This is a genomic window from uncultured Luteimonas sp. (assembly GCF_947492465.1).
Classification (GTDB): domain Bacteria; phylum Pseudomonadota; class Gammaproteobacteria; order Xanthomonadales; family Xanthomonadaceae; genus Luteimonas.
Genome location: NZ_CANLNF010000003.1, coordinates 179573 through 202577, shown reverse-complemented (window position 1 = coordinate 202577; position 23005 = coordinate 179573). Strand labels below are relative to the sequence as shown.

The window sequence follows — 23005 nt, the reverse complement described above, 5'->3', positions numbered from 1 at the left end:
GACGGCCGATCGGAGAGCGGCACGTCCCGGCGGAGGAAGAGCTATTCGGTGGCGCAGCCGGCCAGATGGTCGAACTCGGTGCTGACCGAGACGCCGCTCAGCGCCAGCGTCGTGCCGGCGGCGGCACGCAGTGCGAACGGCAGCACCAGCCGCGCGGTATCCGCACCGCCCGCGCGCAGGCACTTGAGCGGCACGCCCAGGCGCGTCCACTCGCCGCGCGGCAGCTTCGCCAGCGCCTCGCCGATCGCCGCCTCGCCGGCGCAACCCTCGCCGCAACCGGCCGACAGCGTCGCGTCCGGAGTGGCGGGCAACGCGTCCACGCGCAGTTCCAGCACCACCGGCACGTCGCCGTTGGTCTCGCGCGAGAGGTCGAGCGGCTGGTAGGACAGCAGCTGCACCGCGCCTGCGCCGGTCCAGTTGAACAGGCGCGCGCCTTCTTGCACCTCGGTGTTGATCGCGCTCATCTCCAGCGAACCGTCCGCGGTCTTCGCTGCCGGATGCACCACGTCCATCGCGACGCCGTCGGCGCCGACCAGGCGCAGGGTCAGTCCGGTGGTCGGCGCGCCGCGCACGAACCAGGTATTGGCCGAGCCGGCGTCCGGATCGATGCCCGGCTCCTCGGGCAGCGCGGCCAGGTCGCCCTTGTCGGCATAGGTCAGGCCGTGGCCGAACGGGAACAGCGGGTCGTAGCCTTCCTGGCCGACGTTGTTGGCGTACTGGTCGGCGCGACGCGGCCAGGAGAAGCTGAGCTTGCCCTTGAAGTCGTGCTGCGGCTTGCCGTCCGCGCCCTGCAGCAGCACGTCGGCCACGCCGGCGCCTTCCGAGCCGGGCAGCCAGGCGGCGACGAACGCGTCGGCGGCGTTGATCTCGCGGTTGAGCCACAGCGGCCGGCCGCTGAGGAACACCGCCACCACCGGGATGCCGTCGGCCTTGAGCTTCCGCATCAGCTCCAGGTCGCCGGACTTGCCGGACTTGAACATCAGGTTCGACAGGTCGCCCTGGAACTCGGCATACGGTTCCTCGCCGAACACCACCACCGCCACGTCGGGCTTGCGCGTGTAGGCACCGTCCTCGACGAACTCGGCATGGCCGCCGGCGGCATCGATCTGCGCCTTGAGCCCGTCCCAGATCGAATCGGCATTGGGAAAGTCCTTGCGCGAGGTGCCGTCGCCCTGCCAGGTCAGCGTCCAGCCGCCGGACTGCTTGGCCAGGTTGTCGGCGCCGTCGCCGGCGACCAGCACGCTGGCCTTGGGCGACAGCGGCAGGATGCCGTTCTGGTTCTTGAGCAGCACCAGCGACTCGCGCACGGCGCGCCGGGCGACCTCGCGATGCTCCGGCGAACCCAGCAGCTCGAACCTGCCGCCCAGCGCGCGCTCGGACGGCTTGGGCTTGGCGAACAGGTCGGCGCGGAACTTCACCCGCAGGATGCGGCGCACGGCATCGTCCAGCCGCGCCATCGGCAGCGTGCCGTCCTTGACGTGGCGCAGGGTCGATTCGTACATGCCCTTCCAGCTGTCGGACGCCATCGCCATGTCGAGGCCGGCGACGAAGGTCTGCGCGCAGTCGGTGTTGGTGCAGCCGCGCACCTGGCCGTGGCCGTTCCAGTCGCCGACGATGAAGCCGCCGAAGTTCATGCGCTGCTTGAGCACGTCGGTCAGCAGCGGCTTGTGGCCGTGCATCTTCTCGCCGTGGAAGCTGTTGAACGACGCCATCACCGCCTGTGCGCCTGCCGCGATCGACGGCACGTAGCCGGCGGCGTGGATGTCGCGCAGCTGCGCCTCGGTCACCACGGTGTCGCCCTGGTCCTTGCCGTTGGCGGTGCCGCCGTCGCCGAGGAAGTGCTTGACCGAACTCATCACGTGGTGGTCGTCGAGGAACTCGGCCGTGCCGGGCTTGCCCTGCAGGCCCTCGACGAACACGCCGGCGTAGCTGGCGACCAGTTCCGGGCTTTCGGAATAGCCTTCGTAGGCGCGGCCCCAGCGATCGTCCTGCGGCACCGCCACGGTCGGCGCGAAGGTCCACTCCATGCCGGTGGTGCGCGTCTCGATCGCGGTGATGCGCGCGATCTCGCGCAGCAGTTCGGGATTGCGCGTCGCGCCCAGGCCGATGTTGTGCGGGAACAGCGTCGCGCCGACGATGTTGCTCTGGCCGTGCATGGCGTCGATGCCCCAGATCACCGGGATCGGCTTGCCGCCGCCGCTGGTGTCCATCGACGCTTCCCAGAACGCGTCCGCCAGCGCCAGCCACTCCTCCGGCTTCGCGTTGTACTTGCCGCCGGGATCGGAACCGCCGCCGGCCAGGATCGAGCCCAGCCGGTACTTGCGCACGTCGTCCGGGGTGACGCTGGCGATGTCGCCCTGCACGATCTGGCCGACCTTCTCCTCGACCGTCATCGTTGCCAGCAGGTCATCGACCTTCTTCTCGAGCGCGGGGTCGTCGGCGAACGGCCACTGCGGCTGCGGCCAGTTGGCCGGATCGATCGCGCCGGCGTCGGAACCGGCCGCGGCGATGGTCTCTTCGGGCTGCGCGGTGGCGGCATTGGCTTCGCCGCTGCGCTCGCCGCAACCGGCCAGCAGCAGCGCCGCGGCCAGGCTTGCGCACAGTCGCGAGACGGCGAGTGAGGTGCGAGGTGTGCTCATGAAAGACGTCCCCTGGGGCTTTCGGACCGGTCGGATCCGGACTGGATGCAGGCCATTTGCCGCGCCCGATGCTGCGCCGCGACATGACAGCGTTGTCAGATCGCGCACCATACCCGCTCCGCGTCCACGATGCTTGCTGCACAGCACAAGCGGCGCCAGCCGGGGAAGGGAATGAACACGGGCGACAGGGACGGGCCTGCGCAGGACCGGCCGGGCCGCGACGGCGGCGGTCTGGCAGAATCCGCAGGCTTTGCGACGGGAACCGGCAGACCGATGGTGCGAGTCAGGATCGAGGATGTGGCTGCCGAGGCGGGCGTGTCGATGAAGACCGTCTCGCGCGTGCTCAACGAAGAGCCCAACGTGTCCGAACGCACCCGCGAGCGGGTGCGCGAGGTGGTCGAACGCCTGCAGTACCGCCCGCATCCGTCGGCCCGCGTGCTGGCCGGCCGCAAGTCCTACCTGGTGGCGATGCTGTACGACAATCCGTCGAGCAACTACCTGATGGAAGTCGAGCAGGGCGTGCTCGACGCCTGCCAGGCGCAGCACTACAACCTGATGCTGGCGCCGCTGGTGTACGACGCCAAGGACATCGTGTCCAAGGTCGAATCGCTGGTGCTGCAGTCGCGCCTGGACGGCGTGGTATTGACGCCGCCGATCACCGACGACGCGGCCTTGCTCGCGCGCCTGGATGAGCTCGACATTCCCTGGGCCAGCATCTCGCCGACCGAGCGCAACCGGCGCATCGGCGTGATCGTCGACGAGCCCAGCGCGGTGACCGAAATGATCGGACACCTCGCCTCGCTCGGACACCGCCGCATCGCCCACATCAAGGGCCACCCGGCGCATGGCGCGAGCAAGTGGCGCCTGGCGGGCTACCGCGAGGGCATGGCGCGCGCCGGCCTGGCGCTGGACGAGGCGCTGATCGCCGACGGCGAGTTCTCCTACGACTCCGGGTTCGCGGCCACCAACCGCCTGCTCGACCTGCCCGATCCGCCCACCGCGATCTTCGCGGCCAACGACGACATGGCCGCCGGTGCGATCGGCGCGATCTGCGAACGTGGCCTCTCGGTGCCGCGCGACATCTCGGTCTGCGGTTTCGACGACACGCCGATCGCGCGCCACATCTATCCCACCCTGACCACCGTGCGCCAACCCACGCGCGAGATGGGCCGGATTGCCGGCGCGGAACTGCTCAAGGCGATCCGCGACCGCGAACACGGCGGCATGGTCACCGTGCCGTACACGCTGCAGTTGCGTCGATCGACCGGCCCACGAAGGGTCTGAGCCGCCGCACCGCCCGGTCTGCGGCAATCGCCGCAGCCGCTTGCGCATGCCGGTGCTTCCAGTGCGCTCGGGCATGACCCGTCACGACATCTGCTGACTCGGGGCGCAGCGAACGCTGCCACTCCATGACGCGTCTACGACGCGCTCCGTGGCGCTCCAAGCTGCCGCAGACAAGCGCAAGAGAAAGATAGCGCTAACAGTCGCGGAGCCGTGAAAACAAGGGTTGACAACGCTGTCAGCGACCTTCCTAATCCAGCCCGCCGCCGGCACGCCGGTCTGGCTACTCAACCTGATTCGTGACGACCTTGGGAGAGGGAAGGTTCATGAAAACCATCAAAGCAGCGCCCCAGCGGCGCCTGTTGACGTCGGCGCTGCTCATCGCGCTGGCCCCGCCGCTCGCGGCGCAAACCGTTGCCCAGGACACCGCGCCCGCGGCGCCGCAGGTAACGAACCAGGAACCTGCCGAACTCGAGGCGATCGTCGTCACCGGCATCCGCGCGAGCCTGGAATCGTCGATGAACCTCAAGCGCGATGCCCAGGGCATCGTCGACGGGATCGTCGCCGAGGACATCGGCAAGTTCCCCGACACCAACCTGGCCGAATCGCTGCAGCGCATCAGCGGCGTGTCGATCGACCGCTCGATGGGCGAGGGCTCGCGCGTCACCGTTCGCGGCGTTGGTCCCGACTTCAACCTGGTGCTGCTCAACGGCCGGCAGATGCCCGCCTCGAGCATCGAGGCGACCAACGCATCGAACTCGCGCGCCTTCGACTTCGCCAACCTGGCCTCCGAGTCGATCTCGGGCGTGGAGGTCTACAAGACCAGCCGCGCGCAGACGCCGACCGGCGGCATCGGTGCGACGATCAACATCAAGACCGCGCGCCCGCTCGAAAGCGGCCCGCTCGCGAGCGTGGGGCTGAAGGCGGTGAACGACAGTTCGGTCGACAACCTGCCCGGGCCGATGCGCGGCGACAACTGGACCGGAGAACTGTCGGGCATCTTCAGCGACACCTTCGCCGATGGCCGGGTCGGCATCGCGCTGAGCGGCAGCTACCAGGATCGCGACTTCGGCTACAACGAGGCGGCGGTGGGTGGCGGCTGGTACGCCTTCCCCGGCGGCACCGGCCCGGTCGCCACGGCGGGCAACGCGACCAATCCGCCCGGCGAGGGCGACATCTACTCGATCCCGCAGAACCTGATCTATGCGGTCAACGGCGTGCAGCGCCAGCGCACCAACGCGCAGGCCACCCTGCAGTGGGCGCCGACCGACAGCGTCACCGCGACCCTCGACTACACCTATGCCGAGAACAGGATCCAGGCGCGCCGCCATGAGCTGTCGACCTGGTTCAACCAGGCCGCCTCGGAAACGGCGTGGACCGACGGCCCGGTCGCGGCACCGACCAGCTACACCGAGTACGCCGGCTGCTTCAACCCGGCCACCGAACAGTGGACTGCCAGCGACGGCGCCAACGTCTGTCCGGCGGGCTTCGAGCCGCGCTGGGGCGACCTGGCGATGGCCGGTTCGCTCAATGCGACGAAGAACGAGAACAAGTCGCTGGGCTTCAACGTGGCCTGGGACGTGTCCGACGCCTTCAGCCTCGAGTTCGACTACCACAGCTCAAGCGCCGAGTCCGGCGCCGACAGCCCGTTCGGCTCCAACAACGTGATCGGCACCGCCGCGTTCGCACGTGGCGTCACCAACGTGGACTTCAGCGGCGACTTCCCGGTGCTCTCGGTGCTGTTGCCGCCGGGCATGACGTCGGTCGGCGCCGACGGGATGATGGTGACCGGCTCGTCCTTCCGCAACAGCTACATGAAGTCGGAAGTCGACCAGGGCCAGGTGCGTGGCCGCTTCGATTTCGAGAACTATTCGCGGCTGGACTTCGGTGTGTCCTACACCGAGGTGCAGAACCGGACCGCCTACAACTTCACCCAGCGCGATGACTGGGGTGGTTTCGGCGGCGGAGCGGCGGACTATGCGGACGATCTGTGGATCGCCGACGACATCAGTCGCTACTTCGACCAGTTCCCGGGCAGCGGCGACGCCTTCGGCCAGTTCTACCTGTTCGACTTCGCGCGCCTGCGCGAGGCGGCGATCGCCGCGCGTGGCGGCGACGAGGCGGCCTACCTGCCGCCGCCGGATTTCACGACGGACCGTCGCACCACCGAGAAATCGCGCAGCGCCTTCGTGCAGTGGAGCAACACCTTCGACCTGGGCATGCCGCTCAACCTCGCCGTCGGCGTGCGCTACGAGGAAACCGAGGTGACCTCCAGCGCGCTGGTGCCGATCGCGACCGGGCTGCTGTGGACCGGCAACAACGAGTTCTCCGTCCAGTTCGGCGATCCCGATTTCACCACCCTGCGCGGCGAGTACGACTACTGGCTGCCCAGCGTGGACCTGGGCCTGGAGATCACCGACAGCATGATCCTGCGCGGCAGCTACGGCCACAGCATCGGCCGGCCGCAGTGGAACCACATCCAGGGTGGGCAGACGCTCGACTCGTTCGCCGCCTACGAAGGTGGTACCGGCTCGCAGGGCGACCCGGGCCTGAAGCCGCTGGAGTCGAAGAACTTCGACCTGTCCTTCGAGTGGTACTACGACGAGGGCAGCTACCTGTCCGTCGGCTACTTCCGCAAGGACATCGACAACTACATCGGCACGTCGGTCACCGAGATCTCGCCGTTCGACCTGCGCACGCCGGTGGGCGGCGCGTACTTCAACGAGGCCGTCGCCAGCGGATGCACCCAGGGTGCGATCGACTTCCGCGGCTGCGTGCGCAACTACATCTTCGAAAACTACGCCGGCACGCCGGGCGTCGTCCAGACCGGGGTAGGCACCGACGGGCAGCCGCTGGGCACCATCGCCGGCATGCCGGGCGATCCGCTGGCGGTGTTCCGCGTCACCGTGCCGGTGAACAAGGAGTCCTCGCAGCTCGACGGCTGGGAACTCAACGTCCAGCACATGTTCGGCGGCAGCGGCTTCGGCATGTCGGCCAACTACACCATCGTCGAATCCGACCTCACCTACGACAACCACAACCTGGGCGACCAGTTCGCGCTGGTGGGGCTGAGCGACTCGGCCAACCTGGTGGCGTTCTACGACCAGGGACCGTGGCAGCTGCGGGCGGCCTACAACTGGCGCGACGAGTTCCTCTCGAGCACCTTCGACAGCTGGCGCCCCAACCCGGTCTACGTCGAGGCCTACGGCCAGCTGGACGTCAACGTCAGCTACCAGGTCAACGAGAACCTCTCGCTGCACGCCGAGGCGATCAACCTGACCGACGAAACCATGCGGTCGCACGGCCGGCACGAGCGGCAGGTGTTCTACGCCACCCAGACCGGACCGCGCTACATGCTGGGACTGCGCTACCGGTTCTGAGTCGCCCACGCCGCGGCGGCGGGGCGCCGGCGCCGCGGCGAAGTCGATCCGCTACCCTGCCCGGGTGTCCCCCGGGCGGGGGCGAGGTGCGAAGGACAGGCCCATGCTGCAAGCCATCGATGCGCTCCCGCGCGTTCCCGAAGCGCCGGTCGCGGCGCTGGCGGACGTGCTGGACCTGCAGGAGCCACGGGTCATCCGCGGCCTGGTGGCCGGCTGGCCGCTGGTGCAGGCCGCCACTGGCTCCGACACTGCGGCGGTCGCCTATCTCAAGCGCTTCATCAACCCCGCGCTGCCCGCCGTCGCCACGGTCGCGCCGCCGCAGGCGGGTGGGCGCATCTTCTACGACGCCTCGATGCAGGGCTTCGGCTTCCGCCGCGAGCCGGTTGCGCTCGACGTGGCGCTCGACACCCTGCTCAGCCATCGCGACGACGCCGAGCCGCCGCTGATCTACCTCGGCGCGACCACGCTCGAGACCTGCCTGCCCGGCCTGGACGCGGCCAATGGCGTGGACCTCGGAGGACGCGAGGCGCTGGCCAGCATCTGGATCGGCAACCGCTCGCGCGTACCCACCCACCAGGACCTGCCGGACAACCTGGCCTGCGTGGCCGCGGGGCGGCGCCGCGTGCTGCTGTTTCCGCCGGCGCAGCTGGAGAACCTGTACATTGGCCCGCTCGACGTCACCCCGGCCGGCCAGCCGGTGAGCCTGGTCGATCCGCTGGCGCCGGACCTAGCGCGCTTCCCGCGCTTCGCCGAAGCCTGGCGCCATGCGCAGGTAGCCGAACTCGGTCCCGGCGACGCGATCTTCATGCCCGGCATGTGGTGGCACCACATCGAGGCGCTGGATCCGTTCAACGTGCTGGTCAACTACTGGTGGCGCCGCGTGCCGGCCTGGATGGACGCGCCGGTCAATGCGCTGATGGCCGCGATCCTGTGCATCCGCCAGCTGCCCGCGCACGAACGCGCGATCTGGCAGGAGGTGTTCCGCCACCACGTGTTCGAGTTCGACGAAGCGGGCGTGGCCGGGCACATTCCCGCACCGGCCCGCGGGGCGCTGGCGCCGCTGGACGAAGCCCGCGCCGCCAATCTCAGGCGCCACCTGGTGCAGCGCCTGCAGCGCTGACCGGCACGCGCAGGCCCGATCTCACACCGTCCGCGAACTTCCGTCGCGCAACGCGTCCGCCGCCGCCACGCCCTGCAGCGCGCGCAGCTTCGGCATCACCATCGGGATGGTCAGCATGGTGCTGGCGACGGCCAGCAGCAGCAGCGCGGTGAAGGTCGCGCTGGTGATGATGTGCTTGTCGGCCAGCACGTTGGCGAAGATGATGATGATCAGGCCCTTGGTCTGCAGCAGCCAGCCGATGATCGAGGCCTCGCCCGGCTTCCATCCGAGCAGGCGGCCGGCCAGGTGCACCGCGCCGATGCGTCCGGCCACCGAGGCGACCAGCAGCACGCCTGCGGCGACGAAGACCTGGACGCCGCCCACGTCCCACGAGGTGCGCAGGCCGGTGCTGAGGAAGAACACCGGCATCAGCACCAGCAGCACGTGGTGGCGCAGCAGGTCGAGCACCTCCTGCTCGAACCATTCCGCGTCGATGACCACGCCGGCCAGGAAGGCGCCGACCATGTAGTGCAGTCCGGCCCAGTCGGCGCCGAAGGCGCAGATGGCCAGCCAGATCAGCATCACGTACCAGCGGTCGCCGGCGGGAATCGCCCGCATCAGCCTGCGGAACACGACGCACGCCAGCGCGAACGTGGCCAGGAAGGCCAGCTGCCTGCCGATCCGCTCCCAGTCCATCAGCACCAGGGCGAGCACGCCCCAGATCGCGATGTCGTCGAGGCTGGCGTAGCGCAGGATGCGCTGGCCCAGGTGCGAGCGCAGCAGTTGCATCTTCTCCATCAACAGGATCAGGATCGGCAGCGCGGTCACCGCGCAGGCCATGCCGACGCCCACCACGAACTGCCAGGGGCGTCCCTGCGGTCCGAGCCAGCCGTCGAAGCCCAGCATGGCCAGCGCCACCGCCCCTCCCAGGACCAGCGGCACGCCCAGCGCGAGCCCGGCGGTGATCCCGGTCTCGCGGCGGTGCTCCCAGGCCTTGCGGATGTCCAGCTCGATGCCGGCGATCATCACGAACAGTATTACCGCCCACAGCGCCACGCCGTTGAGCGTATTGATGACGTCCGCGGTGAACAGCGTGGCGTGTAGCTCCGGCATCGCCTTGCCCAGCACGCCCGGGCCCAGCAGGATGCCGGCCACGATCTGCACCACCACCAGCGGCGCCCAGTAGTCGGTCCGGCACAGCCGCCAGACCAGGTAGGGCACGGCGAAAATGACCGCCATCGCGATCAGGAACAGCTCGGTGGTCGTGATCGCGTGGTTCATCCGTGACCGGGCGTGGCGCGGAGGCTCAGTGTCCCCCGCCCGCCGCGAGCTTGTCGAGATCGATGCCCTGGCGCCGCAGGATGCCCGGCGCGCGCGCCGCGTAGAAGGCCAGGTAGGCGAAGCAGGCCACGCCGACGACGAAGCTCATGTGGATGCTGGTCATGTCGGCCAGCCAGCCCTGGAACCAGCTCACCACGCCGCCGCCCATGATCATCATGATCAGCAGGCTGCTGCCCTGGTTGGTGTTGCGGCCCAGCCCGGTGATGGCCAGCGCGAAGATGCACGGCCACATGGTGCTGCAGAACAGGCCGACGCTGACGAAGGCCACGATGCTGGCCTTGCCGGTGGTGGCCATGCCCAGCAGCAGCGCGGCGATGCCGCACAGCGAGAACACCAGCAGCATGCGCGCCGGATTGCCGCGGCTGGCGAAGGTCGCGACGATCATCAGCACGATCACCGCCGCATAGCCGAAGAACTGGGTGACCTCGTGGCGGGCGATCGCGTTGACCGCCAGAAACACCGCGAAGGCGATGTAGGGCAGCAGCACCGTCAGCATGCGCCGCGCGGTGAGGCCGACCTCGAACGCGCCCGCCGCGCCGGCCCAGCGCCCGATCATCAGGCTGGCCCAGTACAGCGACACGTACGGCGCGAGCTGCGAGGTGGGGATGCCCAGATCCTCCTCCAGGTAGGCCGGCAGGTTGGCGATGGTCGACACCTCCACCCCGACGTAGACGAAGATCGCGACCATGCCCAGCACCAGCTGCGGATAGGCGAAGGCGGACTTCTTGTGGACCAGGCGGCTCGCGTCCTCGGCCTCGTCGCGGGCGACCCCTTCCAGGTCGATGCGGTTGGGCACCGAGGAGAACTTGAGGAATACCGCGACCAGCACGAAGGCCGCGCCCAGCACCAGGTAGGGGACCTTGACGCTTTCGATGCTGGCCTCGTTGCCGCCGCTGAGCACGCTGCCGAAGATGGCGAAGCTCACCAGCAGCGGGCCGATCGTGGTGCCGAAGTTGTTGACGCCGCCGGCCATGGTCAGGCGCTGCGCGCCGGTGGCCGGGTTGCCCATCACGATCGCCAGCGGATTGGCCGCGATCTGCTGCAGCGAGAAGCCCAGCCCGACGATGAACAGGCCCGAGAGCATCAGGCCGAACGACCCGGCGTTGGCGGCCGGGTAGAACAGCAGGGAGCCGGCCGCGGAAATGAGCAGGCCCAGGCAGATGCCGTTCTTGTAGCCGATGCGGTTGAGCACGTCGGCGCCGATCAGCCTCGAGGTGAGGAAATAGACCAGCGAGCCGACCGTGTAGGCCACGTAGAACGCCAGCGCGACGTACATGCTCTGCTGCTGCGACAGGTTGAACGCGTTCTTGAAGACCGGGATCAGGATGTCGTTGCTGGCGGCCACGAAGCCCCAGAAGAAGAACACGGTGACGAGCACGCCGAACTGCGACCAGCGGGTCTGTTGGGTGGCCATGGGTCCTGCCGTTTGCGAAGTGGAGGTTGGGGGGAATTCAAAGGGCGGCAGCCGGACTCCCCATCCGGCCACCGCCAGCCCCACGTACCGTCGCCGCAGCGCGCCTCTCCTCGCACTGCCGCGCCGGGTACGGCGACGCAACGCTTGTACGGGGTCGTGACAACGATGTCAAACGTTTCCCGGGCAAGCGCCGCTGCGCGCCGCAACTCTTTGAATCGCAATTGTCCGGCGACGCGTCACGACATGACATCGCCCGTGGCGACCCGGGCGCAGGGACGATCGGTGCCGCGGGCCTTGGCAGCCTGCCGGTGCGTCGTTACGCTCCGCGCTCCCTTTGCCCATGCCCAACCATGCAATCGCCCATCACGTCGACGCCGCGCCTTCCGCCCCTCGCCTGGGTGATCTTCGGTTCGCGCTGGCTGCAGCTGCCGCTCTACCTCGGCCTGATCGTGGCGCAGGGCGTCTACGTGTTCCTGTTCCTCAAGGAGCTGTGGCACCTGGTCCACGGCGCGAACGCGCTGACCGAACAGGGCATCATGCTGCTGGTGCTGGGCCTGATCGACGTGGTGATGATCTCCAACCTGCTGGTGATGGTGATCGTCGGCGGCTACGAAACCTTCGTCTCGCGCCTTGGCCTGCACAACCACCCGGACCAGCCGGAGTGGCTCAGCCACGTCAACGCCAGCGTGCTGAAGGTGAAGCTGGCGATGGCGATCATCGGCATCTCGTCCATCCACCTGCTCAAGACCTTCATTGCCGCGGGCGAGGTAGGCATCCCGCTGTGCGGCTCGGCCGAGTACATCTCCGCGCTGGCCGCGCATGCGCAGGCACTGGCCAATGGCATGACCCTTGCGCCGCTGGGTTGCACGAAGGTCACGCCGGCGGGCGTGATGTGGCAGTCCATCATCCATGGCGCCTTCATCATGTCGGCGATCGGCATCGCCTACACCGACAAGCTGATGACCGGCAGCACCGCCAAGCGCGAGCACGCGGCGGGCCACTGAGCGGGACGCACCGCCGTGGGTGGGCAGAAGCCCCCCAGCCAATTCCAGGCGCGCGCAATCTGTGTGCCCTACCGGGATGCGTCGGGGGGCGCGGAGGCGCCGCTTTGCCCGCGGCGCGGGGCGAAACCGCCGGTCGACCTGGTGAGCGTTGAAAACCCCACAGAACTGCCCGTTTTCCGCGCATCGGACGTTCCGCGACGATGGTTGCCCGGGCAACGACTGCGCTGTCATGCGGGTCGCAGCGGGCTTGCTGCACCGCAAAGTGACACCCCGCGTAACGACATGTTATCAAGTCGGCGCGCATATGTTAGCGCTAACAAGAATAACAACTGAAACGAATGCAGGGAAGCGGCAGTCCCGCGCAACAGGCGGGTTGGCCTTCGGGCAACCGGCAGGCGGGACCGGTAATCGAAATTGAAGTCTGTTGAGAAGCGCGCCGACAGAGAGGCGGCGCGCGGCCCGGAGGAAGGGCGCAACGCTGAAACACCTACTGAAGTCATGACCAACGGGGAGGGCAGTCGAATGAGGGTGAGCAGAATCCTGGAAGTTCGGCACTGGCGCGGCCAACAGGCCGCCGTGTGCAGCGACGCGCTTTTCTTCGCTCTAAACCAGTGCTGAGGACATATTCATGAGCAACAAGAAGTTGAAGGGGCTGAAGTCAAAGGCAATGTTCACCTTCGTCGGTGGCGTGCTGGTCATCAATCCCGTATTCGCACAGGACCCGGCGCAGACCGAGCCGGTGGCACAGCAGACCCAGGCCGCGACCCAGGACGCCTCCACGCTCGACACGATCGTGGTCACCGGCCTGCGCAACAGCCTCGAGAATTCGATGGGGATCAAGCGCGACACCTCCGGTGTCGTCGACGCGATCAGCGCCGAGGACATCGGCAAGTTCCCCGATACCAACCTGGCCGAATCCCTGCAGCGCATCACCGGCATCTCGATCGAGCGCCGCAACGGTGAAGGCGCGCAGATCACCGCGCGCGGCTTCGGCCCCGGCTACAACATGGTCACGCTCAACGGCCGCCAGATCCCGGGCGCGGACGCGTTCGGCAACGGCGACCAGGTCACGGGCGGTACCGGCGCCGGCACGCGCGGCTTCAACTTCGCCCAGCTTGCCTCCGAAGCGATCAGCGGTATCACGGTCTACAAGACCGGCCGCTCGGACGTGCCGAGCGGCGGCATCGGCGCCACGGTCGACATCCAGACCAACCGCCCGCTGAACCTTCCCGCAGGCCTGACCTTCAATGCCGGACTCAAGGCGGGCTCCGACCAGTCGCAGACGATCGGCAGCAGCATCACCCCCGAACTCTCGTCGATCATCAGCTTCGCCAGCGACGACAAGCGCTGGGGCGCCAGCCTGAGCACCAGCTTCCAGCAGCGCAAGGGCGGTGAGGTCCAGGCCACCGAGAACGAGTGGCGGGTGTCGCGCTGGACCGGTGCTCCCGAAGGGTGGGGCGACCGCGTCGAGGTGATCAACGCGCCGGCGGAGGGCTCGCTGTACTCGGTGCCCGCCGATCTGCGCTACGCGTTCTCCAACTTCGAGCGCCAGCGCATCAACGCCCAGGGCGTGCTGCAGTTCGCGCCGACCGACGCGATCACCCTGACCCTCGACTACACGCACTCGAGCAACGAGATCGCCGAGGATCGTGGCGAGATGACCCAGTGGCTCAACCAGGGCCCGTTCTCGCGCATCGAGTTCGACACCAGCGGTCCGCTGGCGGTTCCGACCTACATCCGCGAGATCGTGGGCACCAAGGACTTCGGCTACGAGCAGCAGCGCCAGGAGCAGAAGTACAAGCTGGACTCGATCGGCTTCAATGCCACCTGGCAGGCGACCGACCGGCTGAGCTTCGAGTTCGATGCCCATAGCACCGAGAACAAGAGCCTGCCCAACGATCCGATCACTGGCGCCAGCTCGACCGCGTTCTCGTTCGCCGGCACCAGCGCATGCCAATCGGCCGGCGGTCCCTACTGCGGCGGCAACTGGGCGCAGGAATACTGGTTCAATACCGGCCTGCCGATCATGTCGCGGACCTGGTACCCGACCTCGCCGAACGCAGACGACGCGTTCAACAACGTCAACGGCGTGGTCAACCCGGCGTTCCCGCCGGAGCAGGTCGGCACCCAGATCCAGCGCATCTGGTACTCGCGCCAGGACAGCAAGATCGAACAGGGCCGGATCGACGGTGCGTTCGACTTCGACAACGGCCGCCTGTCATTCGGTGTCGATTCGTCCAAGGTCTCGATGCGTCGCCTGACCTCGAACGACAACCAGCAGGTGCTCGGCAACTGGAGCGTGGACAATGTCGGCGAGGAGCCCGGGTTCCAGGACCTGATCCGTCCGATCAACATCGCGGGCCTGTTCGACGACTACAGCACCAACGGCGCCCCGCAGAACGCCTGGTGGGGCAATGCCAGCCAGCTGGCCCAGTGGGCGACCGGCTTCTATGGCACGCCGTCGAACTTCAACGGCCAGTACAACAACGACAACACGATCGAAGAGAAGACCAGCGCGGCGTACGTGCAGTACGAGTTCGACGGCGAACTGGGCACGATGCCGTTCAACCTCGTGCTGGGTGCGCGCTACGAGCAGACCGACCTGAGATCCGTCTCGTCGCTGCAGGTGCCGCAGTCGATCAACTGGAACGGCGACAACGACTTCGCGATCACCCCGTCCGCGGAACAGCAGCCCTTCTCGGAGGAGGCCGAGTACAGCTACTGGCTGCCGAACCTGGACTTCAGCATCGACTTCACCAGTTCGCTGAAGGGTCGCGTCTCGCTCAGCCAGACCATCGCGCGGGCGCCGTACGGCAACCTGTACGCAGGCCCCTCGGCGAATGCGCCCAACGGCTCGGTCCTGCTCGGATTCCGCGCCACCGGCAGCGCACAGAACCCTGCGCTGCTGCCGCTCGAGTCCGACAACGTGGACGTGGCCCTGGAGTGGTACTTCGCCCCGGCCAGCTACATCTCGCTCACGTACTTCGACAAGCGCGTGAACAACTTCATCGGCAACAGCCAGGTGACGGAGAACCTGTACGGCCTGCGCGACCCGACCGGTGGTCCCGACGCCCAGGCGGCGCTGGACTTCCTGAACAGCGCAGCGTGCGATGCCCAGGTCGGACCCGGTGCGGCGGTGCACGCGTGTGGCGCCAATGCGATCGCCCTGTTCACCGCCGCGGCGCTGCTTCGCAATGCGGACGTGACGGGGGGCTTGGCCGCCTACGAAGGTACCGACGCGCAGTGGAACGCCATGGAGGCCCTGGTGCGTCAGCCGGGGCGGGCGTTCGTCGGCGAGGCGGACGATCCGCTGTACATGTTCAACGTCAACCGTCCGCTCAACCAGCAGAAGGCCAACATCGACGGCTTCGAGCTGGGCAGCCAGTACTTCTTCGGCGACAGCGGCTTCGGCATCCAGGCGAACTACACCAAGGTCAGTGGTGACGTCGGGATCGACGACGGCGCGGCTCCGGGCGTGCAGCAGTTCGCCCTGACCGGCCTGAGCGACACGGCCAATGCCGTGTTCATGTACGAGAAGTACGGCTGGACTGCGCGACTGGCTTGGAACTGGCGTGACGAGTACCTGATGGCCGCCAACCAGAACGGGTCGAACACCAACCCGTTCTACGTCGAGGAATACCAGCAGTGGGACCTGAGCGTCACCAAGCAGCTGGACGACAACTGGGCGGTGGGCCTGGAGGCGATCAACCTGACGGGCGAGGACGTCCGCTGGCGCTCGCGCAACGAGCTGCAGATGGTGCGTCTGCTCGACCAGAGTCCGCGCTACATGGCGGCGATCCGCTACACCTTCTGACGCCGAACCTCTCCAAGGCCCAGTTGGTGTGAACGGTGGGGCCGTTGCCTGGTGCAACGGCCCCTTTTTCTTGCGCCGCGTCCGGCTCGATTTCCGATCGCTGCAGAGGCATCATGGGGCGAAGTCGCGTGTTGGCGCGGTTCGCATCCACCAAGCGGTGCGGCGCCTGCGCGCGGCGCTGCCGGAGCTGAAATGTCGCAGTACCAGTTGCTCGATAACCTGACCCACAAGGACCTGCGCGTCCTGACCCACTTCGGCACCGAACTTGGCGATCCCACCGGACTGGTGCCGGTATGGCCGACCGAGTTCGCCGAGGTGCAGCGCGAGTATCCGATCTTCTTCCGCAAGGACGAGGCTGGCGGCTTCCAGGCCGTCGCGCTGCTCGGTTTCGACGGCGGCGAGAACCTCTACATCGAGGGCGACCGCTGGAACGCCAGCTACCTGCCGGGCGCGATCGCGCGGGGCCCGTTCCTGATCGGCTTCCAGGAGCAGCGCATCGGTGGCGAGCTGCAGCGCGAACCGGTGATCCATGTCGACACGAGCCATCCGCGCGTTTCGCGCGACGGCAGCGGCGTGGCCGTCTTCCTCCCCAAGGGCGGACACAGTCCTTACCTGGAACACGTCAGCACGGTGCTGCGCGGGATCAACGACGGCGTCGCGGCGGCCACGGCGATGTACGCCGAACTCGATGCGCTGGGCCTGATCCAGCCGACCGACCTGGAACTGCGGTTCGACGAGGCCCACGGTGCCAGGCTGACGGGCCTGCATGCCATCGACCGCGAGCGACTCGCCGCGCTCGACGCGCAGCAGCTGCACGGGCTGCACCGCGCCGGAATGCTCGAAGGCGTCTACCTGGTGCTGTCCTCGCTGCACAACATGCGTCGCCTGATCGCGGAGAAGCAGCGCCGGCTGCGTGCCGCGGCGGCCGCCGGACAGACGGCCTGACGATGGCCGCCACCGCCGCCGGCGTGCGCACGATGGAGGGCGCCAGGCCCGGCGCGCTGCCGCTGCCGGAACTGCTCGAAGGCGGCGAGCCCGTCCTGCTCAAGGGCCTGGTCCGGGACTGGAGCCTGGTGGCAGCCGGGCGCGAATCGTCGCAGGCGGCCATCGCGCACCTGCTCGAACACTCCAACGGTCGCCCGCTGCCGTACTCCTGGGGCCCTGCGGACACCGCCGGGCGGCCGTTCTACGACGACAGCTACACGCGCCTGAACACCGAGGCGCGGCGTGGCACGCTGGAGCAGGTGCTGGGCGAGATCCAGGCGCACCTGGAGGACGCGCGTCCGCCGACCCACTACGTCGCCTCGGTGCCGGTCGACAGCGTGCTGCCTGGCCTGCGCGCGCGCAACGACCTGGACTTCACCGCGCACGGGGTCGAGGCGCCGCCCGCCATCTGGATCGGCAACCGCACCACCGCGTCCTGCCATTACGATGCGCCCGACAACATCGCGTGCTGCGCGGTGGGGCGCCGCCGCTTCACCCTGTTCCCGCCGGAACAGATCCACAACCTCTATCCCGGCCCGCTCGAACCGACGCCGGGCGGACAGGCGGTGAGCGTCGTCGATTTCGACGCGCCGGACCTCGCCCGCTTCCCGCGTTTCGCCCAGGCGCTTGCGCACGCGCGCAGCGTCGAACTCGATCCCGGCGATGCGCTGTTCATCCCTAGCATGTGGTGGCACCACGTGCAGGGGTTGTCGCCATTCAACGTGCTGGTCAACTACTGGTGGAACAGCGTGCCGGCCTGGGTGCCCACGCCGATGCATGCGCTGCACCACGCGCTGTGGGCGATCCGCGACCGGCCCGAACGCGAGAAGCAGGCCTGGTGCGAGGTGTTCGAATACTACGTGTTCGGTCCGGCCGAGCGCGCGGGCGAGCACCTGCCGGAGGAGGCCAGGGGCGTGCTGGGTCCGTTCGATGAAGCCGCCGCGCGGCGAATGCGGGCCTGGCTCATCGCCCGCCTGAACCGGTGAGCGCAGCCATGCCCTGAACGTCCACGCGCGCCCCTGCGGCGGCGCATCGCGGCGCGACCGCGCAACGGCCGCAGCCTATCTCACATCACAGCGAACTTCAGCGGGGAGCAGGACACATGGCACAAGGCAGCATCAGGCGCGTCGTCATCGCCGGCGGCGGCACCGCGGGCTGGGTCGCCGCGTGCGCACTCACCCACCAGTTCCGCGACATGCTCGAAGTCACCCTGGTCGAGTCGGAGCAGATCGGCACGGTGGGCGTGGGCGAGTCCACGATCCCGACCATCCGCACCTTCCACCGGCTGCTGGGAATCGACGAGCGCGAGTTCATGAGTTCGGTGGCCGCGAGCTTCAAGCTGTCGATCTCGTTCGAGAACTGGCTGCGGCCGGGCCACAACTATTTCCATCCCTTCGGCCTGACCGGACTGGGAACCTGGGCTGCGGAGTTCCACCACTTCTGGCTGGACAGCCGGCGTCGCGGCCTGACTTCCGAGCTGGGCGACTTCTGCCTGGAAACCGTGGCCTCGCGCGTCGACCGCTTCGCCCTGCCGAACCACCAGGGCGACGGGGCGCAGCAGTGGTCCACGCGCTGGGCGAACCAGGCGATGTCGCCCGACCGGCTGGAGGTGAACTATGCCTACCACTTCGACGCGGGCCTCTACGCCGCGTACATGCGCGAGCGTGCCGAGCGCCAGGGACTGACCCGCATCGAGGGCAGGATCCGGCAGGTGCGGCAGCATCCGGAGAGCGGCTTCGTCGAGGCGCTGGAGCTGGACAACGGCACCGTGGTGGAGGGCGACCTGTTCATCGACTGCACCGGCGCCCGCGCGGTGCTGAGCGAGCAGACGCTCGGCACCGGCTACGAGGACTGGAACCAGTGGTTGCCGAGCAACCGCGCGGTCGCGCTGCAGACCGAAGCCCAGGGCCCCGCCGTTCCCTACACGCGCGCAATCGCGCACGAGGCGGGCTGGCACTGGAAGATCGCGCTGCAGCATCGTATCGGCTGCGGCATCGTGTTCTCGGACGCGCACATGTCCGACGACGAGGCGACGGCCAGGCTGCTGGCGGAGAACCCCGCCAGGGCGTTGCGCGACCCCTGGATCATTCCGTTCCGGACGGGCCGCCGGCGCAAGGCCTGGAACAAGAACGTGATCGCCCTGGGCCTGGCGAGCGGCTTCATCGAGCCGCTGGAATCGACCAGCATCCACCTCACCCTGAGCGGCGTGGCGAGGTTGCTGAAGCTGTTCCCGGACGACGGCATCGACGAATCCATGGTGCAGCGCTACAACGACATCAGCCGCGCGGAGATGGAGCACGTCCGCGACTTCATCATCCTGCACTACCACCTCAACCAGCGCGACGAGCCGCTCTGGCAGCAAGTGCGGAACATGACCCTGCCGGCCGACCTCGCACACCGCATCCAGATGTTCCGCGACCGGGCGCACGCGTCGCAGGGCGAAGACGAACTGTTCCGGCTCGACTCCTGGACGCACTGCATGCTCGGCCAGGGCGTGGTGCCCAAGGCGCACCATCCGCTGGCGCGCACGCTCGCGGATGCCGACCTCAAACGCCTGTTCGACGGCATCCGCCAGCCCATCGATCGCGCCGTGGCGGCCATGCCGACGCACCAGCAGTTCCTCGACAGCTACTGCAAGGCGCCCCCGTCGGCCTGGGAACTGATGTACGAGCGGGCGCGCAAGCATGCGAGCGTGACCGGCAGGATCGCGGGAGTGGGCGGCGGGCTCGCGCGGTGATGGCCACGTGCTGATCCAGCCGGGTCCCGGCATCCGCGTCCAGGCGCGGACAATCGGCGAGGAAGGCGCGCCGCTGCTGGTCATCGACCAGGCCGTGGCCGATCCCGACCGGCTGGTTCGCAAGGCTGCGCGCGGACACTTCACGCCGCAGGGAGCGATGTTCCCCGGGCTGCGGCTGCGCGCGCCGCTGTCGTACGAGGCCTTCCTCGAGCGGCTGCTGCGGCCGCTGCTGGCGAGCCATTTCGGCCTGCCTGCGCAGGGCGGGCTGCGCTTCCCGATGTGCCACTACTCCCTGGTCAGCCAGCCGCCGGAGACCCTGGCGTTCCTGCAGCGGATCCCGCACATCGATTCGGCCGCGGCCAACGGACTGGCCACGGTGCACTACCTGTTCCGCGGCGACTGGGGCGGCACCGCGTTCTACCGGCACCGTGCCACCGGCTACGAATCGGTGGACCAGGCGCGGCATGCGGCCTATTTCGCCACCCTGCAGGACGAGAGCCGGCGTGAGGACGCGGCCGGCCCCGGCTACATCAGGGGCGACTCGCCGCTGTTCGAGCGCATCGACGGCGTCGAGGGGGCGTACAACCGGATGCTGGTCTACCGGCGCAATTCGCTGCATTCCGGCGACATCGACAGCGCCCGGGTGCCGCCGGCGGACGTGCAGGCCGGGCGGCTGTCGATCAACAGTTTCATCGACGTCCTTGAGCCCGCGGCCTGAGCCGCCCGCGTCCCGGGCGCGGTGCCAGGCCGTTCCCGGCGCCCCGCGCACGCTGAACGGCAGGGCCGGGGCACGCGCGGCAGGCCGCGTGTCCGGACCTGCGACAGCGGTCGCCTAGAATGGGCGCATGGATGTTTCCCACCTGCTCGATGGGCTGAACCCGGCCCAGCGCGAAGCCGTGTCCGCACCGCCTGGCCATTACCTGGTCCTGGCCGGCGCCGGCAGCGGCAAGACCCGCGTCCTCACCCATCGCATCGCCTGGCTGCACGAGGTGATGGGGGTGCCGCTGCACGGCATCTTCTCGGTCACCTTCACCAACAAGGCCGCGGCCGAGATGCGCCACCGCATCGACGCGCAGCTGCGCAACGGCGCGCGCGGGCTGTGGATCGGTACCTTCCACGGCCTGGCCCACCGCCTGCTGCGCCTGCACTGGCAGGACGCCAGGCTGCCCGAGGGCTTCCAGATCCTGGACTCGGACGACCAGCTGCGCCTGGTCAAGCGCGTCGTGCAGCAGCTCGAGTTCGACGAAGCGCGCTTCCCGCCGCGGCAGATCGCCTGGTGGATCAACGCGCAGAAGGACGAGGGCCGGCGGCCGCAGCACATCCAGTCCGGCGGGGATGAATGGTCGGAGGTGATGCTCAAGAGCTACGTGCTCTACCAGGAGCGCTGCGACCGCGCCGGGCTGGTCGACTTCGCCGAGATCCTGCTGCGCGCGCACGAGCTGCTGCGCGACAACGCGGCGCTGCTGGCGCACTACCGGCAGCGCTTCGGCCAGCTGCTGGTGGACGAATTCCAGGACACCAACGCCATCCAGTACGGCTTCGTGCGGCTGCTGGCCGGCGAACATGGCCAGGTGTTCGTGGTCGGCGACGACGACCAGTCGATCTACGGCTGGCGCGGCGCCAAGGTCGAGAACATGCAGCGCTTCCTGCGCGACTATCCCGGCGCGCAGACGATCCGGCTGGAGCAGAACTACCGTTCCAGCGCCAACATCCTGGGCGCGGCCAACGCGGTGATCGCGCACAACCCCGAGCGCCTGGGCAAGCAGCTGTGGACCGACAGCGGCGAAGGCGAGCCGATCGACCTGTACGCGGCCTACAACGAGATCGACGAGGCGCGCTTCGTGATCGAGCGCATCGCGCAGTGGGTGCAGGGCGGCGGCAGCCACGGCGATTGCGCCATCCTCTACCGCAGCAACGCCCAGTCGCGCGCGTTCGAGGAAGCGCTGCTGGCCGAGCAGGTGCCGTACCGCGTGTATGGAGGCGTGCGCTTCTTCGAGCGCGCCGAGGTCAAGGACACCCTGGCCTACCTGCGGCTGGTGGCCAACCGCGCCGACGACGCCGCCTTCGAGCGCGCGGTCAACACGCCCACGCGCGGCATCGGCGATCGCACCCTGGACGAGGTGCGCCGGCAGGCGCGCAGTGCCGGCGTGTCGCTGTGGGAAGCCTCGCTGCGGGTGCAGCAGGGTGGCGCGCTGCAGGCCCGCGCGCGCAATGCGCTGGCCGGCTTCCACGCCCTGGTCGACGCGATCGAGAGCGAGGTGGCCGAGCTGCCGCTCAAGGACAAGATCGACCACGTGCTGCTGCGCTCCGGCCTGCGCGCGCACTACACCAACGAGTCCAAGGGCGCGGCCGATTCGCGCGTGGACAACCTCGACGAACTGGTCTCGGTGGCCTCGCGCTTCGTCAAGGGCGACGAGGAGGACGCCGCGCAGCTCAGCGAACTGGTCGCGTTCCTGGCCTACGCCTCGCTCGAGGCCGGGGAAGGCCAGGCCCAGGCCGGCGAGGACGGGGTGCAGCTGATGACGCTGCACAGCGCCAAGGGACTGGAGTTTCCGCTGGTGTTCCTGGCGGGCATGGAGGAGGGCCTGTTCCCCAACGCGCGTTCGATCGAGGAGAGCGGGCGGCTGGAGGAGGAGCGGCGGCTGGCCTACGTCGGCATCACCCGCGCGCGGCAGAAGCTGGTGCTCAGCTATGCCGAATCGCGGCGGCTGCACGGCCAGGACATGTACGGCGTGCCCTCGCGCTTCCTGCGCGAGATCCCGTCCGCGCTGCTCAACGAAGTGCGTCCGCGCGTGCAGGTCTCGCGCCCTGCGTTCGCGCCGCAGCCGCGCCGCGACTGGGGCCATGCCTCGCTGGACCAGTCGCCGGGCCTGCGTCTGGGCCAGAACGTCACCCACGCCAAGTTCGGCAGCGGCGTGGTGACCGGGGTGGAAGGCAGCGGCGCGCACGCGCGCGTGCAGGTGAACTTCGACGAGGCGGGGTCGAAGTGGCTGGTACTCGCCTACGCCAACCTGTCGCCGGCCTAGCGCGGGGCCGGGAGCGGCCGCGCGTTCACTTGCGGATGGCGAAGCCCGGCGATTCGTCGAGGCTGCCGTCCGCAAGCAGCACCGCATGGCGTACGCCATCGCGGTCGATCACCACCGGGATCGGGTCCTGGAACATCGGCCGGCGCACGAACTTCAGCGTCCAGTTGAAGTATTCCAGGGTTTCCAGCGCCTGCAGCTGCGCAGGCGTCAACCCCTCGCGCAGCGCGCGCGGGTCGTCCTGCTGCCGGCGGCGTCGTTCACGTCCGTACATGCCGTGTTCCGCGTG

14 protein-coding genes are annotated in these 23005 nt (G+C 68.6%); 10 read left to right on the top strand and 4 right to left on the bottom strand.

All coding sequences use genetic code 11. The features are described 5' to 3' along the window. Positions 1 to 41 precede the first annotated feature (41 nt). Entirely contained in the window at positions 42 to 2639 is a 2598-nt protein-coding gene (locus Q0863_RS08905) for a glycoside hydrolase family 3 protein (RefSeq protein ID WP_298577361.1), read from the bottom strand. 273 nt (positions 2640 to 2912) lie between these two features. Between Q0863_RS08905 and Q0863_RS08900 the strand changes: the two genes are divergently transcribed. The 3 genes from Q0863_RS08900 to Q0863_RS08890 all read left to right on the top strand — a co-directional run bounded on the left by Q0863_RS08900 (position 2913) and on the right by Q0863_RS08890 (position 8420). Continuing rightward, positions 2913 to 3923, top strand: coding sequence for a LacI family DNA-binding transcriptional regulator (locus Q0863_RS08900; protein WP_298577359.1), 1011 nt, complete (start codon positions 2913 to 2915; stop codon positions 3921 to 3923). Between the two features lie 323 nt (positions 3924 to 4246). Then, positions 4247 to 7300, top strand: a complete 3054-nt coding sequence (locus Q0863_RS08895; protein ID WP_298577358.1) for a TonB-dependent receptor — start codon at positions 4247 to 4249, stop codon at positions 7298 to 7300. Between the two features lie 103 nt (positions 7301 to 7403). Further along, positions 7404 to 8420 (top strand): cupin-like domain-containing protein, encoded by a 1017-nt coding sequence (locus Q0863_RS08890; RefSeq protein WP_298577356.1) that lies wholly within the window; start codon positions 7404 to 7406, stop codon positions 8418 to 8420. A 21-nt stretch (positions 8421 to 8441) separates the two neighbouring features. Here the strand turns inward: Q0863_RS08890 and Q0863_RS08885 are convergent, their stop codons facing one another. Both Q0863_RS08885 and Q0863_RS08880 read right to left on the bottom strand, forming a co-directional pair. Beyond that, a complete protein-coding gene (locus Q0863_RS08885; protein WP_298577354.1) occupies positions 8442 to 9680 on the bottom strand; it encodes a cation:proton antiporter in 1239 nt (412 codons plus the stop codon). Between the two features lie 25 nt (positions 9681 to 9705). Continuing rightward, positions 9706 to 11154: an MFS transporter gene (locus Q0863_RS08880; RefSeq protein ID WP_298577352.1), complete on the bottom strand. Its 1449-nt coding sequence runs from the start codon at positions 11152 to 11154 to the stop codon at positions 9706 to 9708. Positions 11155 to 11504: 350 nt separating this feature from the next. On the opposite strand from Q0863_RS08880, the gene Q0863_RS08875 reads away from it, so the two are divergent. From Q0863_RS08875 to uvrD, 7 genes are all read left to right on the top strand, one after another. Next, positions 11505 to 12158 carry a TIGR00645 family protein gene (locus Q0863_RS08875; protein ID WP_298577350.1) on the top strand — a complete coding sequence of 218 codons (654 nt, stop codon included), beginning with the start codon at positions 11505 to 11507 and terminating at the stop codon, positions 12156 to 12158. Positions 12159 to 12786: 628 nt separating this feature from the next. Next, a complete protein-coding gene (locus tag Q0863_RS08870) occupies positions 12787 to 15972 on the top strand; it encodes a TonB-dependent receptor (RefSeq protein ID WP_298577349.1) in 3186 nt (1061 codons plus the stop codon). Positions 15973 to 16164: 192 nt separating this feature from the next. Next, positions 16165 to 16917, top strand: coding sequence for a SapC family protein (locus Q0863_RS08865; protein ID WP_298577347.1), 753 nt, complete (start codon positions 16165 to 16167; stop codon positions 16915 to 16917). A 2-nt stretch (positions 16918 to 16919) separates the two neighbouring features. Further along, positions 16920 to 17942: a cupin-like domain-containing protein gene (locus Q0863_RS08860; RefSeq protein WP_298577344.1), complete on the top strand. Its 1023-nt coding sequence runs from the start codon at positions 16920 to 16922 to the stop codon at positions 17940 to 17942. 116 nt (positions 17943 to 18058) lie between these two features. Continuing rightward, on the top strand, positions 18059 to 19693 hold the full coding sequence (locus Q0863_RS08855; RefSeq protein ID WP_298577342.1) for a tryptophan halogenase family protein: 1635 nt from the start codon (positions 18059 to 18061) through the stop codon (positions 19691 to 19693). Positions 19694 to 19700: 7 nt separating this feature from the next. Next, on the top strand, positions 19701 to 20411 hold the full coding sequence (locus tag Q0863_RS08850; protein WP_298577339.1) for a DUF6445 family protein: 711 nt from the start codon (positions 19701 to 19703) through the stop codon (positions 20409 to 20411). A gap of 127 nt (positions 20412 to 20538) precedes the next feature. Further along, on the top strand, positions 20539 to 22719 hold the full coding sequence (uvrD, locus tag Q0863_RS08845; protein ID WP_298577338.1) for a DNA helicase II: 2181 nt from the start codon (positions 20539 to 20541) through the stop codon (positions 22717 to 22719). A gap of 25 nt (positions 22720 to 22744) precedes the next feature. Here the strand turns inward: uvrD and Q0863_RS08840 are convergent, their stop codons facing one another. Beyond that, positions 22745 to 22990 (bottom strand): hypothetical protein, encoded by a 246-nt coding sequence (locus Q0863_RS08840; protein ID WP_298577337.1) that lies wholly within the window; start codon positions 22988 to 22990, stop codon positions 22745 to 22747. Between the last annotated feature and the right edge of the window lie 15 nt (positions 22991 to 23005).

What these genes read in the sequence shown, in the direction of transcription:
- Q0863_RS08905 (WP_298577361.1), bottom strand. Translation starts at nt 2,639, where the DNA reads ATGAGCACACCTCGCACCTCACTCGCCGTCTCGCGACTGTGCGCAAGC.
- Q0863_RS08900 (WP_298577359.1), top strand. Translation starts at nt 2,913, where the DNA reads ATGGTGCGAGTCAGGATCGAGGATGTGGCTGCCGAGGCGGGCGTGTCG.
- Q0863_RS08895 (WP_298577358.1), top strand. Translation starts at nt 4,247, where the DNA reads ATGAAAACCATCAAAGCAGCGCCCCAGCGGCGCCTGTTGACGTCGGCG.
- Q0863_RS08890 (WP_298577356.1), top strand. Translation starts at nt 7,404, where the DNA reads ATGCTGCAAGCCATCGATGCGCTCCCGCGCGTTCCCGAAGCGCCGGTC.
- Q0863_RS08885 (WP_298577354.1), bottom strand. Translation starts at nt 9,680, where the DNA reads ATGAACCACGCGATCACGACCACCGAGCTGTTCCTGATCGCGATGGCG.
- Q0863_RS08880 (WP_298577352.1), bottom strand. Translation starts at nt 11,154, where the DNA reads ATGGCCACCCAACAGACCCGCTGGTCGCAGTTCGGCGTGCTCGTCACC.
- Q0863_RS08875 (WP_298577350.1), top strand. Translation starts at nt 11,505, where the DNA reads ATGCAATCGCCCATCACGTCGACGCCGCGCCTTCCGCCCCTCGCCTGG.
- Q0863_RS08870 (WP_298577349.1), top strand. Translation starts at nt 12,787, where the DNA reads ATGAGCAACAAGAAGTTGAAGGGGCTGAAGTCAAAGGCAATGTTCACC.
- Q0863_RS08865 (WP_298577347.1), top strand. Translation starts at nt 16,165, where the DNA reads ATGTCGCAGTACCAGTTGCTCGATAACCTGACCCACAAGGACCTGCGC.
- Q0863_RS08860 (WP_298577344.1), top strand. Translation starts at nt 16,920, where the DNA reads ATGGCCGCCACCGCCGCCGGCGTGCGCACGATGGAGGGCGCCAGGCCC.
- Q0863_RS08855 (WP_298577342.1), top strand. Translation starts at nt 18,059, where the DNA reads ATGGCACAAGGCAGCATCAGGCGCGTCGTCATCGCCGGCGGCGGCACC.
- uvrD (WP_298577338.1), top strand. Translation starts at nt 20,539, where the DNA reads ATGGATGTTTCCCACCTGCTCGATGGGCTGAACCCGGCCCAGCGCGAA.
- Q0863_RS08840 (WP_298577337.1), bottom strand. Translation starts at nt 22,990, where the DNA reads ATGTACGGACGTGAACGACGCCGCCGGCAGCAGGACGACCCGCGCGCG.